17 protein-coding genes, 1 rRNA gene, 1 pseudogene and 1 other annotated feature are annotated in these 17,382 nt (G+C 50.8%); of the genes and pseudogenes, 11 read left to right on the forward strand and 8 right to left on the reverse strand.

The genetic code is table 11. The features are described 5' to 3' along the window. Positions 1-3: 3 nt before the first annotated feature. The 6 genes and pseudogenes from AT746_RS12340 to AT746_RS12365 form a co-directional block, all read right to left on the reverse strand. Complete coding sequence (locus AT746_RS12340) at positions 4-273, reverse strand: K+/H+ antiporter subunit F (RefSeq protein WP_062480740.1); 270 nt, start codon at positions 271-273, stop codon at positions 4-6. Beyond that, the gene (locus AT746_RS12345) at positions 267-767 is read right to left on the reverse strand and encodes a Na+/H+ antiporter subunit E (protein ID WP_062480742.1); all 501 of its coding nucleotides are present in this window, start codon (positions 765-767) and stop codon (positions 267-269) included. Before AT746_RS12345 ends, AT746_RS12340 begins: the two co-directional genes overlap by 7 nt. Beyond that, positions 764-2,290, reverse strand: a complete 1,527-nt coding sequence (locus AT746_RS12350; RefSeq protein WP_062480744.1) for a monovalent cation/H+ antiporter subunit D — start codon at positions 2,288-2,290, stop codon at positions 764-766. Before AT746_RS12350 ends, AT746_RS12345 begins: the two co-directional genes overlap by 4 nt. Then, a complete protein-coding gene (locus tag AT746_RS12355) occupies positions 2,287-2,652 on the reverse strand; it encodes a Na+/H+ antiporter subunit C (protein ID WP_062480746.1) in 366 nt (121 codons plus the stop codon). The genes AT746_RS12350 and AT746_RS12355 overlap by 4 nt, the downstream gene beginning before the upstream one ends. Further along, positions 2,652-5,440, reverse strand: a pseudogene (locus tag AT746_RS12360) (monovalent cation/H+ antiporter subunit A). Before AT746_RS12360 ends, AT746_RS12355 begins: the two are co-directional and overlap by 1 nt. A gap of 290 nt (positions 5,441-5,730) precedes the next feature. After that, the gene (locus tag AT746_RS12365) at positions 5,731-5,994 is read right to left on the reverse strand and encodes a hypothetical protein (protein ID WP_062480748.1); all 264 of its coding nucleotides are present in this window, start codon (positions 5,992-5,994) and stop codon (positions 5,731-5,733) included. A 285-nt stretch (positions 5,995-6,279) separates the two neighbouring features. Beyond that, positions 6,280-6,400 (forward strand) — a sequence feature (His leader region). 27 nt (positions 6,401-6,427) lie between these two features. Between AT746_RS12365 and hisG the strand changes: the two genes are divergently transcribed. From hisG to AT746_RS12415, 10 genes are all read left to right on the forward strand, one after another. Beyond that, positions 6,428-7,327: an ATP phosphoribosyltransferase gene (hisG, locus tag AT746_RS12370; RefSeq protein WP_062480751.1), complete on the forward strand. Its 900-nt coding sequence runs from the start codon at positions 6,428-6,430 to the stop codon at positions 7,325-7,327. Between the two features lie 2 nt (positions 7,328-7,329). Next, on the forward strand, positions 7,330-8,637 hold the full coding sequence (gene hisD, locus AT746_RS12375) for a histidinol dehydrogenase (protein WP_062480753.1): 1,308 nt from the start codon (positions 7,330-7,332) through the stop codon (positions 8,635-8,637). After that, a complete protein-coding gene (gene hisC / locus AT746_RS12380; RefSeq protein WP_062480755.1) occupies positions 8,634-9,722 on the forward strand; it encodes a histidinol-phosphate transaminase in 1,089 nt (362 codons plus the stop codon). The genes hisD and hisC overlap by 4 nt, the downstream gene beginning before the upstream one ends. Beyond that, positions 9,719-10,789, forward strand: a complete 1,071-nt coding sequence (gene hisB / locus AT746_RS12385) for a bifunctional histidinol-phosphatase/imidazoleglycerol-phosphate dehydratase HisB (protein ID WP_062480757.1) — start codon at positions 9,719-9,721, stop codon at positions 10,787-10,789. Before hisC ends, hisB begins: the two co-directional genes overlap by 4 nt. Beyond that, positions 10,789-11,379 (forward strand): imidazole glycerol phosphate synthase subunit HisH, encoded by a 591-nt coding sequence (hisH, locus tag AT746_RS12390; RefSeq protein ID WP_062480760.1) that lies wholly within the window; start codon positions 10,789-10,791, stop codon positions 11,377-11,379. The genes hisB and hisH overlap by 1 nt, the downstream gene beginning before the upstream one ends. Before the next feature lie 9 nt (positions 11,380-11,388). Continuing rightward, positions 11,389-12,126 (forward strand): 1-(5-phosphoribosyl)-5-[(5-phosphoribosylamino)methylideneamino]imidazole-4-carboxamide isomerase, encoded by a 738-nt coding sequence (gene hisA, locus AT746_RS12395; protein ID WP_062480762.1) that lies wholly within the window; start codon positions 11,389-11,391, stop codon positions 12,124-12,126. After that, positions 12,126-12,899, forward strand: coding sequence for an imidazole glycerol phosphate synthase subunit HisF (gene hisF, locus AT746_RS12400; protein ID WP_062484190.1), 774 nt, complete (start codon positions 12,126-12,128; stop codon positions 12,897-12,899). The genes hisA and hisF overlap by 1 nt, the downstream gene beginning before the upstream one ends. A gap of 15 nt (positions 12,900-12,914) precedes the next feature. After that, the gene (hisIE, locus tag AT746_RS12405; protein WP_062480764.1) at positions 12,915-13,541 is read left to right on the forward strand and encodes a bifunctional phosphoribosyl-AMP cyclohydrolase/phosphoribosyl-ATP diphosphatase HisIE; all 627 of its coding nucleotides are present in this window, start codon (positions 12,915-12,917) and stop codon (positions 13,539-13,541) included. A gap of 487 nt (positions 13,542-14,028) precedes the next feature. Next, the gene (locus AT746_RS12410) at positions 14,029-14,565 is read left to right on the forward strand and encodes a cytochrome b (protein WP_082633258.1); all 537 of its coding nucleotides are present in this window, start codon (positions 14,029-14,031) and stop codon (positions 14,563-14,565) included. A 30-nt stretch (positions 14,566-14,595) separates the two neighbouring features. Next, on the forward strand, positions 14,596-15,165 hold the full coding sequence (locus tag AT746_RS12415; protein ID WP_062480766.1) for a YceI family protein: 570 nt from the start codon (positions 14,596-14,598) through the stop codon (positions 15,163-15,165). 112 nt (positions 15,166-15,277) lie between these two features. Here AT746_RS12415 and yghU read toward each other — a convergent pair whose 3' ends face one another. Next, the gene (yghU, locus tag AT746_RS12420) at positions 15,278-16,150 is read right to left on the reverse strand and encodes a glutathione-dependent disulfide-bond oxidoreductase (protein ID WP_062480768.1); all 873 of its coding nucleotides are present in this window, start codon (positions 16,148-16,150) and stop codon (positions 15,278-15,280) included. A gap of 56 nt (positions 16,151-16,206) precedes the next feature. On the opposite strand from yghU, the gene AT746_RS20075 reads away from it, so the two are divergent. Next, positions 16,207-16,458 carry a hypothetical protein gene (locus AT746_RS20075; protein ID WP_062480771.1) on the forward strand — a complete coding sequence of 84 codons (252 nt, stop codon included), beginning with the start codon at positions 16,207-16,209 and terminating at the stop codon, positions 16,456-16,458. Between the two features lie 715 nt (positions 16,459-17,173). Here AT746_RS20075 and rrf read toward each other — a convergent pair. Next, positions 17,174-17,288, reverse strand: a 5S ribosomal RNA gene (gene rrf / locus AT746_RS12430). Between the last annotated feature and the right edge of the window lie 94 nt (positions 17,289-17,382).

Here is a 17,382-nt window from a genome sequence, read left to right on the forward strand (position 1 = left end):
CTCCTATTCGATAATATCGCCACGCAGCAGATACTTGCCAAAGGCCACACTGCTGACAAACCCCAACATAGCGATTAGCAGCGCTGCTTCAAAATACAGTTGTGTGCCATTATACATTCCATATAGCAGTATCAATGCGATACTATTGATATACATGGTGTCCAGCGCCAGAATTCTGTCTACTACATGGGGGCCAATCAACAGCCGCCACAGATTCAGGACAAGCGCAATACACAGCATGACGCCAACAGCAATCATACTCCAATCTAACATGCGAATATCTCCTTAATGGCCGCTTCATAACGCTGCTTAATATGCTTAACCACCTCTTGCTCATCCCCGGGCATGTCCAGCACATGTACGTACAGCCACTTTCTGTCTTCAGTCACCTCACAGCTCACCGTACCAGGTGTCATGGTCACCGTGCTGGCCAATACGGTAATCGGCAGCGTATCCTGTAAATCCAGTGGCACCGCAACAAAGCCCGGATTAATACGGCGCATGGGTCCCACCACCAGCAGCGCCACCTGGATATTGGCCACCACGATATCGCCGAGCACCATCAATATATAGCGTATAGCCCTGTATGGTCGTGCAATTTTAGGCTGAGGCACCTGTAATGGCGCGCAAATCAGAGGGATGCAGATAGCGAGAATCGAACCGAGAATCAGATGTCCCGGACTCAAGCTGCCATTTAGCATCAACCACACCACCAGCAACAATAAGCTGTGGATTGGCATAGGCAACCAGCGTGAATTCATACTCATTTGGCAGCCTCCTGTAAATTCATAACCTCGAACAATCCCTGCAACTGATGCAATTGCGCGGCAGCGGCGTCTGTATACTGAGTCACTGCTGCACCAAAGATAACCAACAGAGGAGAAGCAACTAACAACAAAACTGCACCGGATACCTGCCAGCGAGACAGCGTTTGTAGCTGGGATTTGTCGCCATCGCCGGTATAACGCCAGAATAATGTGGTGCCCGCCCGCGACAAAGCAATGATAGAGATCAGACCGGCAATCAGAATAACCGGCCAGATCCAAAGCATTTCGGCGGCACTGTGGGCCGATTGCAATATGATCAGTTTACCGATAAAGCCGGAAAAAGGTGGTAATCCGGCCACTGTCATCGCCGCAACAAAGAACAGTATCCCTAAAAGAGCTGGCTGACTGACCTTACGGGCCATCACAAACCAGTCCAGCGCTTTGCCCCGCTGCTGGCCAATCATATCGGCAATCAAGAACAGCGCACCGGTCACCAGGGTACTGTGCACCAGATAATATAACCCGGCTGCAGTCGCCTCTGGCGTTCTCAGCGCAAAGGCGATAAGCAGGGTACCCACCGAAATCACCACCAGATTAGCCGCCAGATGACGCAGATTGGGGCTGGCCAGAGCACCGATAGCTCCGACAATAATGGTTAAAAATGCCAGTGGCCAGATCCACGGCTGCACCATGTCTGCCAGTTCACCGGCCTGCTCGCCGAAGATCACCGTATAGACCCTGAAAATACCGTAAATTCCCACTTTCGTCATAATCGCAAACAGGGCCGCCACCGGCGCACTGGCTGCCGCATAGGTTCTGGGCAACCAAAAGTGTAAAGGCAACATGGCTGCTTTAAGACCAAAAACAATTAATAATAATAAACCACCGGCCTTGGCAATCACTTGTTCACCGGCGGACAGTTGTGAAATCCGCAACGCCATATCGGCGATATTCAGGGTGCCAGTGGTGCCGTAAAGTGTCCCTAAGGCAAACAAAAACAAACTCGAGCCAATCAGGTTCAGGATCACATAATGCACATTGGCCAGTGTTTTCTGCTTACCGCCACCATGGATCAACAGGGCATAGGATGCGATTAACAGGATCTCGAAAAACACGAACAGGTTAAACAAATCCCCGGTAAGGAAGGCACCATTTATACCCATTAACTGGAATTGCAGCAGAGGATGAAAGTACTTGCCCTCCCGGTCAATTCCGGCAAAGGCATAGAGCGTTGCCCCGAGACCAAGAACACCATTGAGCACGACCAATAAAACCGCCAGTCTGTCAGCGAATAACACAATACCAAAAGGTGCCTGCCAGTTGCCCAAAGCGTAGAAAGTCGCGCCCTGTTGAATAACCTCTAGCATTAACGAGACTGAGCAACTAATCTGCAATAACATCAGTACCAATGTGGCAAAACGACGCCACTGGTACTTCTCTGGCCCTGCGAATGGTGGCAACAACATAAACAATGCCCCGAAGAGGGGGATCAGTATGGGTAATACAGGCAAATGGCTGGTCATATTTTACCCCGCGTTGGCTTGATCGCCTGGTCGGCATCAGGTGGTTCTCTGCCATCCACAAAATCATTGCCCAAATCAGCCCGCGCCCGCATGGCCAGAATGACCACGAAAGCAATCATCGCAAAGCCTATAACTATGGCCGTTAAAACAAGGGCCTGCGGCAAAGGGTCGGTGTAAGACTCCGATGTACCCAGAATTGCCGCGCCATCAAGACGAAGACGCCCACTGGAAAACAAAAACAGGTTTACCGCATAAGAAAGCAGGGTCAAACCCAGCACCACAGGAAAGGTGCGTCCCCGAAGACAAAGAAAAATGCCACTAAAGGTCAGCACGCCGACACAAAATACATACAAGGCTTCCATTATTCCTCCACCGTTGGACGATGACGGGTAGTCAGCTTACCCAGATTAGCCAGAATCAGCAGGGTTGCACCCACTACTGTAAGATACACACCCAAATCAAATACTATGGCACTGGCCAGTTCGATCTCACCTATCCAGGGGATATCAAAATAATCGAACCAGGAAGTTAAAAACGGTTTGCCGAAAAACCAGCTGCCTGCACCGGTAAGCGCTGCAATAAGCACACCACTGGCAATCAGGGTTTGATAATCCACCTTGATTCGTGGCTTTATCCAGTCAACACCATGGGCAATATATTGCTGGATCAGGGCCACCGAGGTGATCAGCCCGGCAATAAATCCTCCTCCGGGCATATTGTGACCACGCAGGAAAATATAGGCCGAAACCAGCAGTGCCAGAGGTAACAGGCTTTGGGAGATCATTGCCAGAATCAGCGGGTGACGATCTTCCGACCAGGGTCTGCCTTTCTCATCAGCGGACGGCATCGCCAGACGCATTCTGGCAATCAGTTTAAAGATACCGAGTGCGGCTATACCCAGCACAGTAATCTCACCAAAGGTATCAAAGCCTCTGAAATCCACCAGAATCACATTGACGACATTGGTGCCTCCGCCACCAGTTTTACTGTTGGCCAGGAAAAACTCTGAAATACTGTCAAAAGGCCGGGTAATAATGGCGTAATTAATAGTAGCAATAACACCACCGCAGACCGCAGCAATACCCAGATCTCTTACCACCCGCCTTGGCGAGGATTCATTCTTGGTTTTCTGAGGCAGGAAAAACAGCGCCAGCATCAGCAGAATGACGGTGACCACTTCCACTGCCAACTGAGTCAGGGCCAGATCCGGTGCCGAGAAGCGGGCAAAGGTGATTGATACAATCAGCCCCACCACTGATAACGTGATCAGTGCCACCATTCGCTGGCGATGCAAGATCACGGTGGCCAGTGCACTGATACAAAGCAAAATCGCTGCGGTAATCTCGATACCATTGAGTGCCTGATGCGGCAAATGCCCCGCAGCACTGTTCAGTTCCATCAACGGGCTGGCGGTCATCACCAGAGTCAGCAACAGCAGCAATGCAACATATCGTTGCAATGAGCCATTGGCCATCCATTCATGTATGGCTGTAGCCTGACGCACAAGGGCCTGCACCGCTCCTTCAAACACCAACTTAGCGTCAGTTTCCTTAAATTGTGACTGAAAGCGGTACAAGCGGCTACGATAAGCATACACAAGCAACCCACCGGCCATCGCAATACCACTCATCAGCAGCGGCAGATTAAAGCCATGCCAGATAGACAGGCTGTATTGCGGGAGCTGACCATCCAATACAGCGGAAGAGGCTGACTGCAATAATCCGCCAATCATAAAGCTTGGGAAGATCCCACTAACAGACACAGGGTCACCAGAATTTCAATGGGGATCTTCATATACCGGGGGGGTTCATGGGGCGTTTTAGGAATATCTACCGGCTCGCCATTAAAAAATACGTCATGAATAAAACGTAATGAGTAGGCTACCGAGAAGATACCGCCGAGGGTCGCCAGTACAGGAATCATCCAGGACAAAGAGCCAAGCGCCACCTGATGCAAGGTCTCAGCAAAGAACATTTCCTTGGATAAAAAGCCGTTCAGCAAGGGCACTCCGGCCATGGATGCCGCTGCCACCATCGCCAGCGTGGCGGTGTAGGGCATATAGCGCCACAGCCCATTGAGTTTGCGCATATCTCTTGAGCCGGACTCATGATCGATGATCCCTGCCGCCATAAACAGTGAGGCTTTGAAGATGGCGTGGTTCATTATATGAAACACCGCCGCCACAGCCGCTAATTTGGTATCCATTCCCAACAGCAGCGTAATCAGCCCCAGGTGACTGATGGTTGAATAGGCCAGTAAGCCTTTTAAGTCATGTTTAAACAGCGCCACATAGGCACCCAGCAGCAGGGTTGCCAGCCCGGTCAGACTGACCGTTAAAAACCATAATTCGGTGCCGGACAACACCGGGTACATACGTGCCAGCAAGAAGATTCCGGCCTTCACCATAGTGGCCGAGTGCAAATAGGCACTGACCGGTGTGGGTGCCGCCATCGCATGGGGCAGCCAGAAATGAAACGGAAACTGAGCGGATTTTGTGAACGCCCCCAGAAGTACCAGAATCAGCGCTACCGGGTACATGGCATGTTCGCGTATGACATCGCCGCTGGCCAATACTGTACCTAAGTCATAGCTGCCGACGATATCGGCAATAATCAACAAGCCGGCCAATAGCGCCAGACCACCGGCCCCGGTCACCGTCAGCGCCATTCTTGCCCCTTTACGGGAATCGGTTTTTGACGACCAGTAGCCGATCAACAAAAACGAACTGATACTGGTGACTTCCCAGGCCATCCATAGCTGTAACAGATTGTTCGACAACACGATGGACAACATAGCTGTCATAAACAGGATCAGATAGGCGTAGAAGCGCCCCATCGCATCTTTTTCGGAGAGGTAATAGCGGGCATACAGGATAATAAGCAGGCCAATGCCGAGGATCAGAATGGCAAACATCATCGCCAGGCCATCCAGGCGCATGGACAGTGTCAAACCTGCGGCGGGGATCCAGGCCAGACTTTCGGTGATCACTTCACCGGATAATACCCTTGGAAGTAATCCGGCAATCTGAGTCAATGCCAGTGCCGGAGCCAGCATGGTAAAAAATGCACAGGCAGTGCGCCCAAGCCGCTCGGTTATCAGCGGCACAAACACCCCAATCAATAATAAAACGGGTATCCAGAATAAGCTCATTATGTCGCCGTGCTCCATTTTGTTATTGTATGAACAGCGCCGCTAAGAAAAAGTGATTTATACCCACAGGCCAGACCAAAGTCCAATAAACCCGCCCGTAAGGCTATTGCGGCACTTAAGTCTGGTGTTAAGTTGAAAAAACCACCAAACCAACAACTTAGCTATATTAAGGCTAATCGAAGCGCCTGATGCGGGCAAGAAAAACCGCGCTAAACATGCAAAGGAGTATGCTGAGCAGAGATTAAGTGAATGCTATATGAGCAACGTGGGTGAAGGGATGGCAGGCAAAACTATACGTAAATATCCAGATGCCCGTCTTCATCAGGCCCCTGATTTTCGTCAGTATTCTTCTTTTTGGCTTTTTTCTCAGCCGGCTTTTTTTTCTTTTTTTTCTGTTGCTGCGCATCCCGCTCTTCGGCGGTCATATTCTTTTCATCCTCTTCGAGGGCGCGCAGACGGGCCTCCCTGTCGACTTCCTCGACACGGTGCTTGTCTTCCAGCGGATTAACCTTGCCTTCCTTGGGCAATATGGGGAAAAGCAGATCACTTACCATATCTCAACCTGATTTCAGTACATTTTTTAAACAATATTTCATCATACAGTATCGGAAAAATTTATCACCTCTTGAGACTTTGACTGTTTTTTTTAAAAAATTACTCAAAAGTTCCTGTTTGTTATTCCATTAGGTTGTAATTAATAGCATCTGTATCGATAAATCCCTCTTGCACTGGAGGCCGCTTATCAGTAACTTAGGCGCTGAGTTTTTCCGAGCGTTAAAATACACTTTATCCAGAGTACTGAGATACCGAATTATGATTAACCAGAACCTGAAGACGATTCATCACCATCATCACCCGGCATAACCTTTCAGGTTCGTGCTGGAAGGTCGTGTAAATCGCCTTCCAGTGGAATCCCAGATTAAGAGACCCCCGGAAGGCAACTTCCGGGGGTTTTTCGTTTTCAGACACCAAATTTAAGGTAGCAGCATGATAGACAACAACAGACTCAGAATTGCAGTACAGAAATCCGGCAGGCTTTGTGAAGGCAGCATGGAGCTGCTCAAAGCCATTGGCGTTAAACTCTCCATCCGTGACCGTCTGCTGATTGCCCATTCCACTAACCTGCCTGTGGATCTGTTGCGGGTGCGGGATGATGATATTCCGGGGCTGGTAATGGACGGCGTGGTGGATCTGGGCTTTATCGGTGAAAACGAGCTGGAAGAAAAAATGCTCGAACGCAAAGCCGCAGACAAACAACATCAGTACGATGTGCTGGAAAGGCTGGATTTCGGTGGCTGTCGCCTGTCTATTGCCGTTCCTAATGAGATGCAATACCAGGGCATGGCATCCCTCAATGGCAAGAAAATCGCCACCACTTACCCCTATCTGCTGGAGCGCTATTTCCGCGAACAGAAAATCGACGCCAAAGCAGTAATGCTCAATGGTTCCGTTGAAGTGGCTCCCCGTGCCGGGCTGGCCGATGCCATCTGCGATCTGGTTAGCACCGGAGCAACGCTGGAAGCCAACGGGCTGGAAGAAAAAGAAGTGATCTTTCGCTCCAAAGCGGTATTAATTCAGCGTCGCGGTGAGATGCCACAACCTAAGCAACAACTTATCGACAAGCTGCTTACCCGTATTAATGGCGTGATGCAGGCCAAAGAAAGCAAGTACATCATGCTGCATGCCCCTAAAGATAAACTCGACGAGGTCAAAGCCCTGCTACCCGGGGCCGAAAACCCGACCCTGTTGCCCCTGGCCGGTAACGATAACAGTGTCGCTGTGCATGTAGTGAGCACCGAAACCATGTTCTGGGAGACCATGGAGAAGCTCAAAGCCCTGGGCTGTCGCAGCATTCTGGTGCTGCCGATTGAGAAAATGCTGGGGTAAGTATGCAAAACTGGAATCAATTAGAAAACAACGATCGCCAGGCGTTGCTGCAACGACCGGCGATGGGCGACAGCCAAAACCTTTCGGATACCGTTGCCGGGATCATCGCGGCGGTCCGGCGCGATGGCGATAGGGCCCTTGTGCAACTGACAGAAAAATATGACGGTGTCGCCTTGTCCGGCCTCCGACTGGAAAAAGAGAAAATAGAAAAAGCTGTCGCCGCGCTGAATCCACAAACAAAATCCGCGCTGGAACTGGCCTATGCCAATATCAGGTCTTTTCATCAGGCCCAGTGGCCGCAGGACATTCGGGTTCAGACCAGCCCAGGTGTGATTTGCGAGCTGAAACATCAGCCCATCGCCTCGGTGGGATTATATATTCCCGGCGGTACTGCACCGCTACCTTCGACTGTACTGATGCTTGGCGCTACAGCACAGGTGGCGGGCTGCCCCAGAAAAGTATTAGTCAGTCCGCCAAATAAAGATGGCTCTCTGGCTGCGGAAATTCTTTATGCAGCCCGGCTTTGTGGGATTGACGAAGTTTATCTGTGCGGCGGTGCCCAGGCCATTGCTGCACTGGCTATAGGCACAGAGTCCATTGCCAGGGTGGATAAAATCTTCGGCCCAGGTAACAGCTTTGTCACCGAAGCCAAGCAACAGGTCAGCCGTATTGCCGGTGGCCCGGCCATTGATATGCCGGCAGGACCCTCCGAGGTATTGGTGATTGCCGATAAAGAAGCCAACCCGGTATTTGTGGCTTCGGATTTACTCTCTCAGGCTGAACATGGCGCCGACTCACAGGCGGTGCTGGTCAGTGACAGTGAGGCACTGATCAAGGCGGTGAAACAGCAGGTAGAAGAGCAGTTAGACACCCTGAGCCGCAAAGATATCGCTATCCGGAGTATCGCTCACAGTCGCTATATTCTGGCTGACTCCATGACACAGGCCGTTGAGATCAGTAACGCCTATGGCCCCGAGCACCTGATACTTCAAATGGACAGTCCCCGCCAGTGGATGGAACAGATCAGTAACGCCGGTTCGATATTTGTTGGCCCCTGGTCGCCCGAATCAGCGGGCGATTATGCCAGTGGCACCAACCATGTGCTGCCCACTTATGGCTATGCCCGCAATACCTCGAGCCTGGGGCTGATGGACTTTCTGCGTCGTTACACAGTGCAGGAATTAACTACAGAGGGCTTACAACAAATTGGCCCGGCCATTATGCAACTGGCTGATGCTGAAGGGCTGGATGCCCATCGTCAGGCTGTGGCGCTAAGGTTACAGGCATTAGATGGGGAGAACGTGAAATGAACGATGCCACGCAGTTAGCTGACAAGCTTCAGTGCGCGCACTTAAAAGACCTGCAGCCATACCAGTCGGCCAGACGGCTTTTTTCCGGTGGCCAGGACTGGTTGAATGCCAATGAGTCCCCTTTTAGCAACGATTATGAATTGGACTGTGACAAACTTAACCGTTATCCCGATTGCCAGCCCAAATCGGTGATTTCAGCCTATGCGGACTATGCCGGAGTCAGCAAAGATCAGGTACTGGTAAGCCGCGGCGCCGATGAGGGCATAGAATTGCTGATCCGCGCCTTTTGTGAGCCGGGAAAAGATCGCATTCTGATTTGCCCCCCAACTTATGGCATGTATGCCATCAGTGCCGAAACCTTTCAGGTTGGCGTTGAAAAAGCCCCCCTTAAGGAAGACTTCAGTCTGGATATGGACAGGGTGCTGAGTGTCGAAAAGCAGGTAAAACTGGTGTTTATCTGCTCGCCCAATAACCCCACCGGCACCGAAATCAACGAGCAGCAGCTTAGAACTGTACTACAAGCCTACAAAGACAGTGCCCTGGTGGTGGTGGATGAGGCCTATATCGAGTTTTCAAGCGCTCAGGGCTGTGCCGGTTGGCTGGCGGATCATCCTAATCTGGTGATTCTGCGTACCCTGTCCAAGGCCTTTGCGCTGGCGGGGATCCGCTGCGGCTTTACCCTGGCCGCGCCTGAAATTGTTCAGGTATTGCTCAAAGCTATAGCGCCCTACCCTGTACCCGAACCGGTAGCTCAGATTGCAGCACAGGCAATGTCTGCAGGGGGGCTGAAAAAGCTTAACCAACAGGTCAGTCTGTTAAACCAGTGGCGGCAAAACCTGCTTGAGGAGCTCCGCGCTATCCCTGAGCTTACCCCGATTGGCGATATTCAGGCTAACTTTATTCTGGTGCGGGCCAGGCAGAAGCAAGGGTTGATGGACAACCTGGTGGCCCGGGGGATCCTGATCCGGGATCAGTCCAAACAATTTCATCTTAAGCATTGCCTGCGTATCAGCATCGGCAATAACGAACAAAACCAGCGGCTGCTTGCCGCCATTAAAACCTTTTATCAGCAGGAGGGGCAATGAGCCAACAGGCGATTTTATTTATCGACAGAGACGGTACCCTGGTAGAAGAGCCGCCGGTGGACAAACAACTGGACAGCCTCGAAAAGCTGGTATTTGAGCCTATGGTAGTGCCGGTACTGATACGGCTGCAACAGGCAGGTTTTAAACTGGTGATGGTATCCAATCAGGACGGTCTTGGTACCAACAGCTTCCCTCAGGCCGACTTTGATGCACCTCATAACAAGATGATGGCGCTGTTTTCCTCCCAGGGTGTCCGGTTTGACGACGTTTTAATCTGCCCCCACTTTGAGCAGGACAATTGCAGTTGCCGTAAACCAAAACTCGGCCTGGTCAAAGACTATCTGCAACAGGGAAAAGTGGATTTCAGCCGCTCTTTTGTTATTGGTGACCGCCAAACCGATATGCAACTGGCCGATAACATGGGCATTCGCGGGCTGTTATATGACCGAAAGCAGAATAACTGGCTGGCCATAGAAAAGCATCTTACCAGCAAAGGTCGTCTGGCAGAGGTTATCCGTACCACCTCTGAGACGGATATTCGTGTGAATGTGGATCTGGATCATCAGCGTAAATCAAAAATCAGCACCGGCATCGGCTTTTTCGATCATATGCTCGATCAGATTGCCACCCATGGCGGCATTACGCTGGATGTTGAGGTTAAAGGCGATTTGCATATCGATGATCATCATTCAGTGGAAGATACGGCTCTGGCTATCGGTGAGGCGCTGCGTAAGGCCTTAGGAGACAAACGGGGCATTGGACGCTTCGGCTTTGCCCTGCCAATGGATGAGTGCCGGGCTGAATGTGTGCTGGATATCTCTGCCCGTCCATATCTTAAATTTGATGCCAGCTTCACTCAGGAAAATGTAGGCGAGATGTCCACTCAGATGGTGTCACACTTTTTCCGCTCATTAAGTGACAGCATGGGGATCTCATTACACCTCTCCACTACCGAAGGTAATGCCCACCATCAGGTGGAAAGCCTGTTTAAGGTATTTGGCAGAGCGCTGCGCCAGGCGGTGACCAAGCAGGGTGATGTGTTACCCAGTAGCAAAGGAGCCCTGTAGTGAAACTGGTTATTGTCGATACCGGCTGCGCCAATATCTCTTCAGTCCGCTTCGCTATTGAGCGCCTTGGCTATCAGGTGGAGGTGTCCGATAAGCCACAGCAGATTCAGGCCGCAGATAAGGTGTTTTTACCCGGAGTGGGAGCCGCCGCGGCTGCGATGGAACAGATTCACGACAAAGGTCTGGCAGAGCTGCTGCCCCAACTTACCCAACCGGTGCTGGGAATTTGTCTGGGTATGCAACTGATGACCCGCTGGTCCGAAGAAGGTCCGGCACAATGCCTTGGCATGATCGACACCGATGTCAGGCGCATGCAGGTGGGTGATTTGCGCCTGCCTCATATGGGCTGGAATCAAATCCGTTCACAGCAGAGCTCCGCGCTTTTTAAAGGCATTGAAGATGGCAGCTACTTTTACTTTGTACACAGCTACGCCGTTGCCCTTGGCGCTCATACCCTGAGCAGTTGTGATTATGGCGGGAGCTTCTCCGCCAGCATTGCTCAGGGCAACTTTTACGGGGTGCAATTTCACCCTGAGCGCTCAGGCCCTGTGGGCGCTAAGCTGTTGCGTAACTTTATCGAATTTTGTTAAGAGAAGATTATGATTATTCCGGCAATTGATTTAATCGACGGTCAGGTGGTGCGCCTTTATCAGGGTGATTATCAGCAAAAAACCCAGTACGCTTTATCACCTGTTGATGTGGTGCATCGCTATGCTGATGCCGGTGCTACCTGGCTACATATTGTCGATCTCAGCGGTGCCAAAGATCCCGAAAAACGCCAGCTAACACTTATCTCAGAAATGGTGGCGACAAAACGCATGCAATTTCAGGCCGGTGGCGGCATACGCAGTGAAGCGGATCTAATGCAGTTACTGGATGCCGGTGTAGATCGGGTCGTGATTGGCTCGCTGGCAGTAAAACAACCTGACCTGGTAAAAAGCTGGCTAAAAAAATACGGCGCAGAAAAAATCGTTTTAGCGCTGGATGTGAACATCGATGCCAGTGGGCGTAAGTGCATTGCCACCCATGGCTGGCAACAGGACAGCGGCACAGAACTCGCTCCCCTGTTAAATGAGATGACTGAAGCCGGGGCCAGGCATGTGCTGTGCACCGATATCGCCTGTGACGGCACCTTGCAGGGGCCCAATACCAGCCTCTATCAACAGATGAAGCAGCAATTTCCCGATGTGATCTGGCAGGCCTCTGGTGGTATAGGCGGTTTAGAACACCTTCGCGAGCTAAAACCAAGTGGCGTGAATAGCGTTATCCTTGGCAGAGCACTGCTGGAGGGCAAGTTTGAACTTAGCGAAGCCATAGCAGTATGGGAGAAGAGCTGATGCTGGCAAAGCGGATTATCCCCTGTCTCGATGTCAAAGACGGCAAAGTCGTAAAAGGTGTACAGTTTCGCAATCATGAAATTGTCGGTGATATCGAGCCGCTGGCGGAGGCCTATGCCAAAGCCGGGGCCGATGAGCTGGTGTTTTACGATATCACCGCCTCCAGCGATGCCAGAGTGGTAGATAAAAGCTGGGTCAGCCGGGTCGCCAGGGTCATTGATATTCCCTTTTGTGTGGCGGGCGGTATTAAATCCGTAGCAGATGCCGGGCGCATACTGGAAATGGGGGCAGACAAAATCTCGGTCAATTCCCCGGCCCTGGCTGATCCTGAGTTGATCACCCGGTTACATGACCGTTTTGGCCAGCAATGTGTGGTGATCGGCATTGACAGTTTTTATGATGAGCAAAGCGGCGTATATCAGGTTAAACAGTTTACCGGCGATGAAAAACGCACTCAGACCACCGCCTGGCAAACAGCCGACTGGGTCAATGAAGTACAGGCCAGAGGCGCTGGTGAAATTGTACTTAACTGCATGAATCAGGACGGTGTGCGTCAGGGCTATGACATTAAGCAACTTAAAAGCATTCGTCAGCACTGCAAGGTGCCGCTGATTGCGTCCGGCGGAGCCGGTGAAATGCAGCATTTCAGTGATGTATTCCTGCAGGCCGATGTGGACGGTGCTCTGGCGGCATCGGTATTTCACAAAGGGATTATTGCGCTCCGGGAACTAAAAGATTTTCTGCGTAACCAGCACATTCCTATCAGAACCTGAAAAAGAGACGTATCAATGTTAGTGACTCAAGACAACCTCAACGCCCTGGCCTGGGACAAAATGGATGACCTGATCCCGGTGGTGGTTCAGCACGCAGTATCCGGCAAGATCCTGATGCAGGGTTATATGAACCCGCAGGCGGCAATAAAGACACTGGAAACCTCAACGGTCACCTTTTACAGCCGATCCAAACAGCGACTCTGGACTAAAGGGGAAAGCTCCGGTCACACTCTGGATTTGGTGGAGCTATCCGCTGATTGCGATCAGGATTGCCTGATAGCCCTCGCCCATCCTAACGGCCCCACCTGCCACCTTGGCACACCAAGTTGCTGGCAGCAAGGTGCGACACCCGGGATGACCTTTATCGGGGAACTGGAGCAGGTGCTGGCCGGCCGTAAACAGGCCAGTCCGGACAGCAGCTATACCGCCAGCCTGTATGCCAAAGGCATCAAGCGCATCGCTCAGAAAGTCGGCGAAGAGGGTGTAGAAACTGCACTGGCCGCCACGGTAGCTGATCTGGAAGAACTGAAAAATGAAAGTGCCGATCTGCTCTACCACCTGATTGTGTTACTGCAGGCCAGCGGTTTGCAGTTAGCCGATGTTATTGAGTTGCTAAAACAGCGCCATCAGGGCAAAACCTGACCCTTGACTAAAAGCCTGTTCACCACAGGAACTCAGAGAACACGGAGAACGTCAGGGTTTATGCCTTAAAATCTCGGTGATCTCTGCGCCCCCAACTTGGCGAGTTCCCAAAAGTCGGCAGCAGTTTTCTTCGTGATCTTCGTGCGCTTCGTGGTGCAAAATACTCAATCACGAAGGGCGCGAAGAGGGTAACAACGTACTGCTTTAAAACCTCTGCGTCCCCGCGCCTTTGCGAGATTACCCGCTTTTCTTTGTTTGATCTCGCAGAGACACTGAGAGCGCAGAGACTTAAATCATGCCAACCCGGTCTTCTCCGCTTACTCTGCGACTCCACGGTGAGTGCAAGCTTTTTGTCAACTGAAAAAGGTTTCGCTCACCTTGAGAACATTCTATTAAATCGAACCTTTAAACGGATTTTTCGCCATTTAATTTTTTCTGATAGCCCTATATGCTGTTAACCGTAAATAAATAGCAGCAGTAAAGGACGATGATGAAAAGCAACGGTGATAACTGGGATCTGCCTATAATTATTCTGCACTGGCTCAGTGCTATTACCGTTATTGGCCTGTTTGCACTGGGTTGGTGGATGGTGGATCTGACCTATTACAGCGACTGGTACAAAACCGCCCCTCATACTCATAAAAGCGTCGGTATTTTACTCGCTCTGCTTACCCTGTTCAGATTATATTGGATAGCAACCCACAAACGCCCTGCTCCCCTTGGCAGCAAAGCTGAGCGGCGACTATCCGCTCTGGCCCATAAACTGATCTATCTGCTGCTCATATTGCTATTTACCAGTGGTTACCTTATATCCACTGCCGATGGCCGCGGTATTGAAGTTTTCAACTGGTTCACAGTACCGGGTTTAGGGTCATTGATAGAAAATCAGGAAGATCTGGCCGGTGATATTCATGAGTGGCTGGCCTACATCCTTATTGGGCTGGCAATATTGCATGCTGTAGCAGCATTGAAACACCATCTTATCGACAAAGATAAGACGCTGATCCGTATGCTTAAACCTTAAGCAAGAAACGTTACCAATGGAGAGAAAACGATGAAAAAGATCACTTTAAGTCTGGCCGCACTGGCCTTAACCAGCACCCCTTTACTGGCGGCTGACTATGTAATTGACAGTAAAGGCGCTCATGCGTCCATTAACTTTAAGATTCAACACCTGGGTTACTCCTGGCTGACAGGTCGTTTCAATAACTTTGATGGTGAGTTCAGCTATGACGCCGACAAACCTGAAGCCTCAAGTATCACTGTCAATATCGATCCGGCCAGCATCGATTCCAATCATGCCGAGCGTGATAAGCACCTGCGTAGCGATGACTTCCTGCATGTAGATAAGTTTAAAAGCGCGAAGTTTGTCAGCACCAAAGTACAGGCCGATGATGACGGCAGTCTGAACCTGCATGGCGACCTCACCTTACATGGAGTGACCAAGCCTGTGGTGATTGAAGTGGAAAAAGTCGGTGAAGGTCAGGACCCCTGGGGCGGATACCGTGTCGGCTTTGAAGGTGAAACCACCATTGCACTGAAGGATTTTGGTATCGATTACGATCTTGGCCCCGCCTCAACCCATGTTGAGCTTGAACTGCATATTGAAGGCGTGCGTCAATAGCCGATAGTAATATTCACCACAGAGGCACAGAGGGCACAAAGGTATTAATGGTTTAGCCCTTTTACTTTTCTTTGCCCGCCGTGCTCTGTGGTTGAATGCTTTTTGACACCGGTTAATCGCCAGAAGTGATTTTATCCTGAGTTTTATGGATAAAATCGCTGGCGTCGTGACGTTCATGTAACTGCTCAGATTCCTCACCCCATCGTTTGTTCACCATTTGGCCTCGTTTCACTGCCGGGCGTTGAGCAATACGCTCGGCCCAGTCAAGCACATGGGGATAGCTATGGGCCTCAAGGAACTCCGCCGCCTCATATACCTTATTTCTTACCAGTGCCCCATACCACGGCCAGATAGCCATATCAGCAATGCTGTATTCCTCACCGGCGATATAGGGGTGTTGTGATAACTGTCGATTAAGCACATCAAGCTGGCGCTTCACCTCCATAGTATAACGGTCGATAGGATACTGATATTTCTCTGGCGCGTAGGCATAAAAATGACCAAAGCCACCACCCAATATGGGCCCACTGCTCATTTGCCAGAATAACCAGTTCAGGCACTCAGTACGTTGTCCGGGTTGCTCAGGAATAAAAGCCGAGAACTTCTCTGCCAGGTAGAGCAGAATCGAACCCGACTCGAACACCCTGACAGGCTGACCTGCACTGTAATCCAACAGTGCCGGGATCTTGGAGTTAGGGTTCACAGAGACAAAACCTGAACCAAATTGCTCCCCCTCCATAATGTCGACCAACCAGGCATCATATCCGGCCTCGCTGATGCCTTTTTCTAACAGTTCTTCTAATAACACCGTTACCTTGACACCATTTGGTGTGGCCAGAGAGTAAAGCTGTAAATCATGTTTACCCCTGGGCAATTGTTTATCATGGGTAGGGCCTGCCACAGGACGATTGATATTGGTAAACTTACCACCACTTTGTTTCTCCCACTTCCATACTCTTGGGGGCGTATAGGCTTTATCAGACATCAGGGATCCTTAATATGTTAGGGTTGGTATAAAACACTACACTAGCACAACAGTTAATGGCAAAACCCAGGAAAAAACTCCCCTCAAGAACAGTAGATGTGAATTGCGCAGCTTGTCGTACAGCACTTTACAAGTACAAAAAAGGCGGCAAGGGTAGTCTGGTTAAGTGTTTTGTAGAGCGTATCAGCCAGGACTATACTCACACACCCTGCACCTGCCCTGGTTGTGGGCAGGTTTTCGCCCGTGAAACTATGATCAGAGGCACACCCGCATATAAGATCATCGGAGGGAAAGTGCAGGTTAAGTAGCCTGGAAGCGGGTCGGGCCGACCATTTCCAGCACCTTTAAATTTTGCAAAGTACCATCCGTTAATATCAAGCGCTCAGAGGTGCCGGGCTTGCCCCGGTACCTTTATGGGTCTCGCTGCAAGGGGATAATCAACAGCACGGCCGTTGGTAAGAGGTCCTGATTTTTATCAGGATGACGGTGTAATGTCTATGTTCTCTCCCAAAAGCACTGTGTATTTTGATTCTATTCATATCTCAGCGTCTCTGCGTCTCTGCGAGATCAAAAACAAAAAGCCAGATGATCTCGCAAAGGCGCAGGGACACAGAGGTTTTAAGTGTCTGAAACGAATCAGGGCCACCTGATAACAGGTGGCCTTGATTCTGAATAGGAGCCTGGCGGTGTGAACAGCGTCGGACTGAAGCCCGACCTACTGGGTGCTCTCACATGGGGGTGAGCGAAGACCGTTATGCCTGTGGCATAACGCAGCTGAGTGAACGACGAGCAGGGAGGCGAGGCTGGAGGCTGCCCCAGGGACGGGTGACAGATGACTCCCTCCTGCAATACGCTTATCCCCTAGACAGTCCGATGGGTTGGGTTTGCCTATGAAGTAGGCACGCTAGCCTGATTCAGGAGCAGGCCACCTGTAACATTTGAGGTAAGGGGATACTCAATCTTTTCGCTGCGCACAACGAAAAAAGGCCACCTGATAACAGGTGGCCTTGATTCTGAATAGGAGCCTGGCGGTGTGCTACTCTCACATGGGGAAACCCCACACTACCATCGCCGCTGTTACGTTTCACTGCTGAGTTCGGAATGGATCAGGTGGTTCCGTAACGCTATGGCCGCCAGGCAAAACTGGTTTTAATAATTTGGTACAAGCTTTAAAGAAATCAATTGTAGCGTCATGGTTGAATCAGTTGTGGCTACACATACATCGTAATTTG

The organism is Lacimicrobium alkaliphilum, assembly GCF_001466725.1.
GTDB classification, from domain to species: domain Bacteria; phylum Pseudomonadota; class Gammaproteobacteria; order Enterobacterales; family Alteromonadaceae; genus Lacimicrobium; species Lacimicrobium alkaliphilum_B.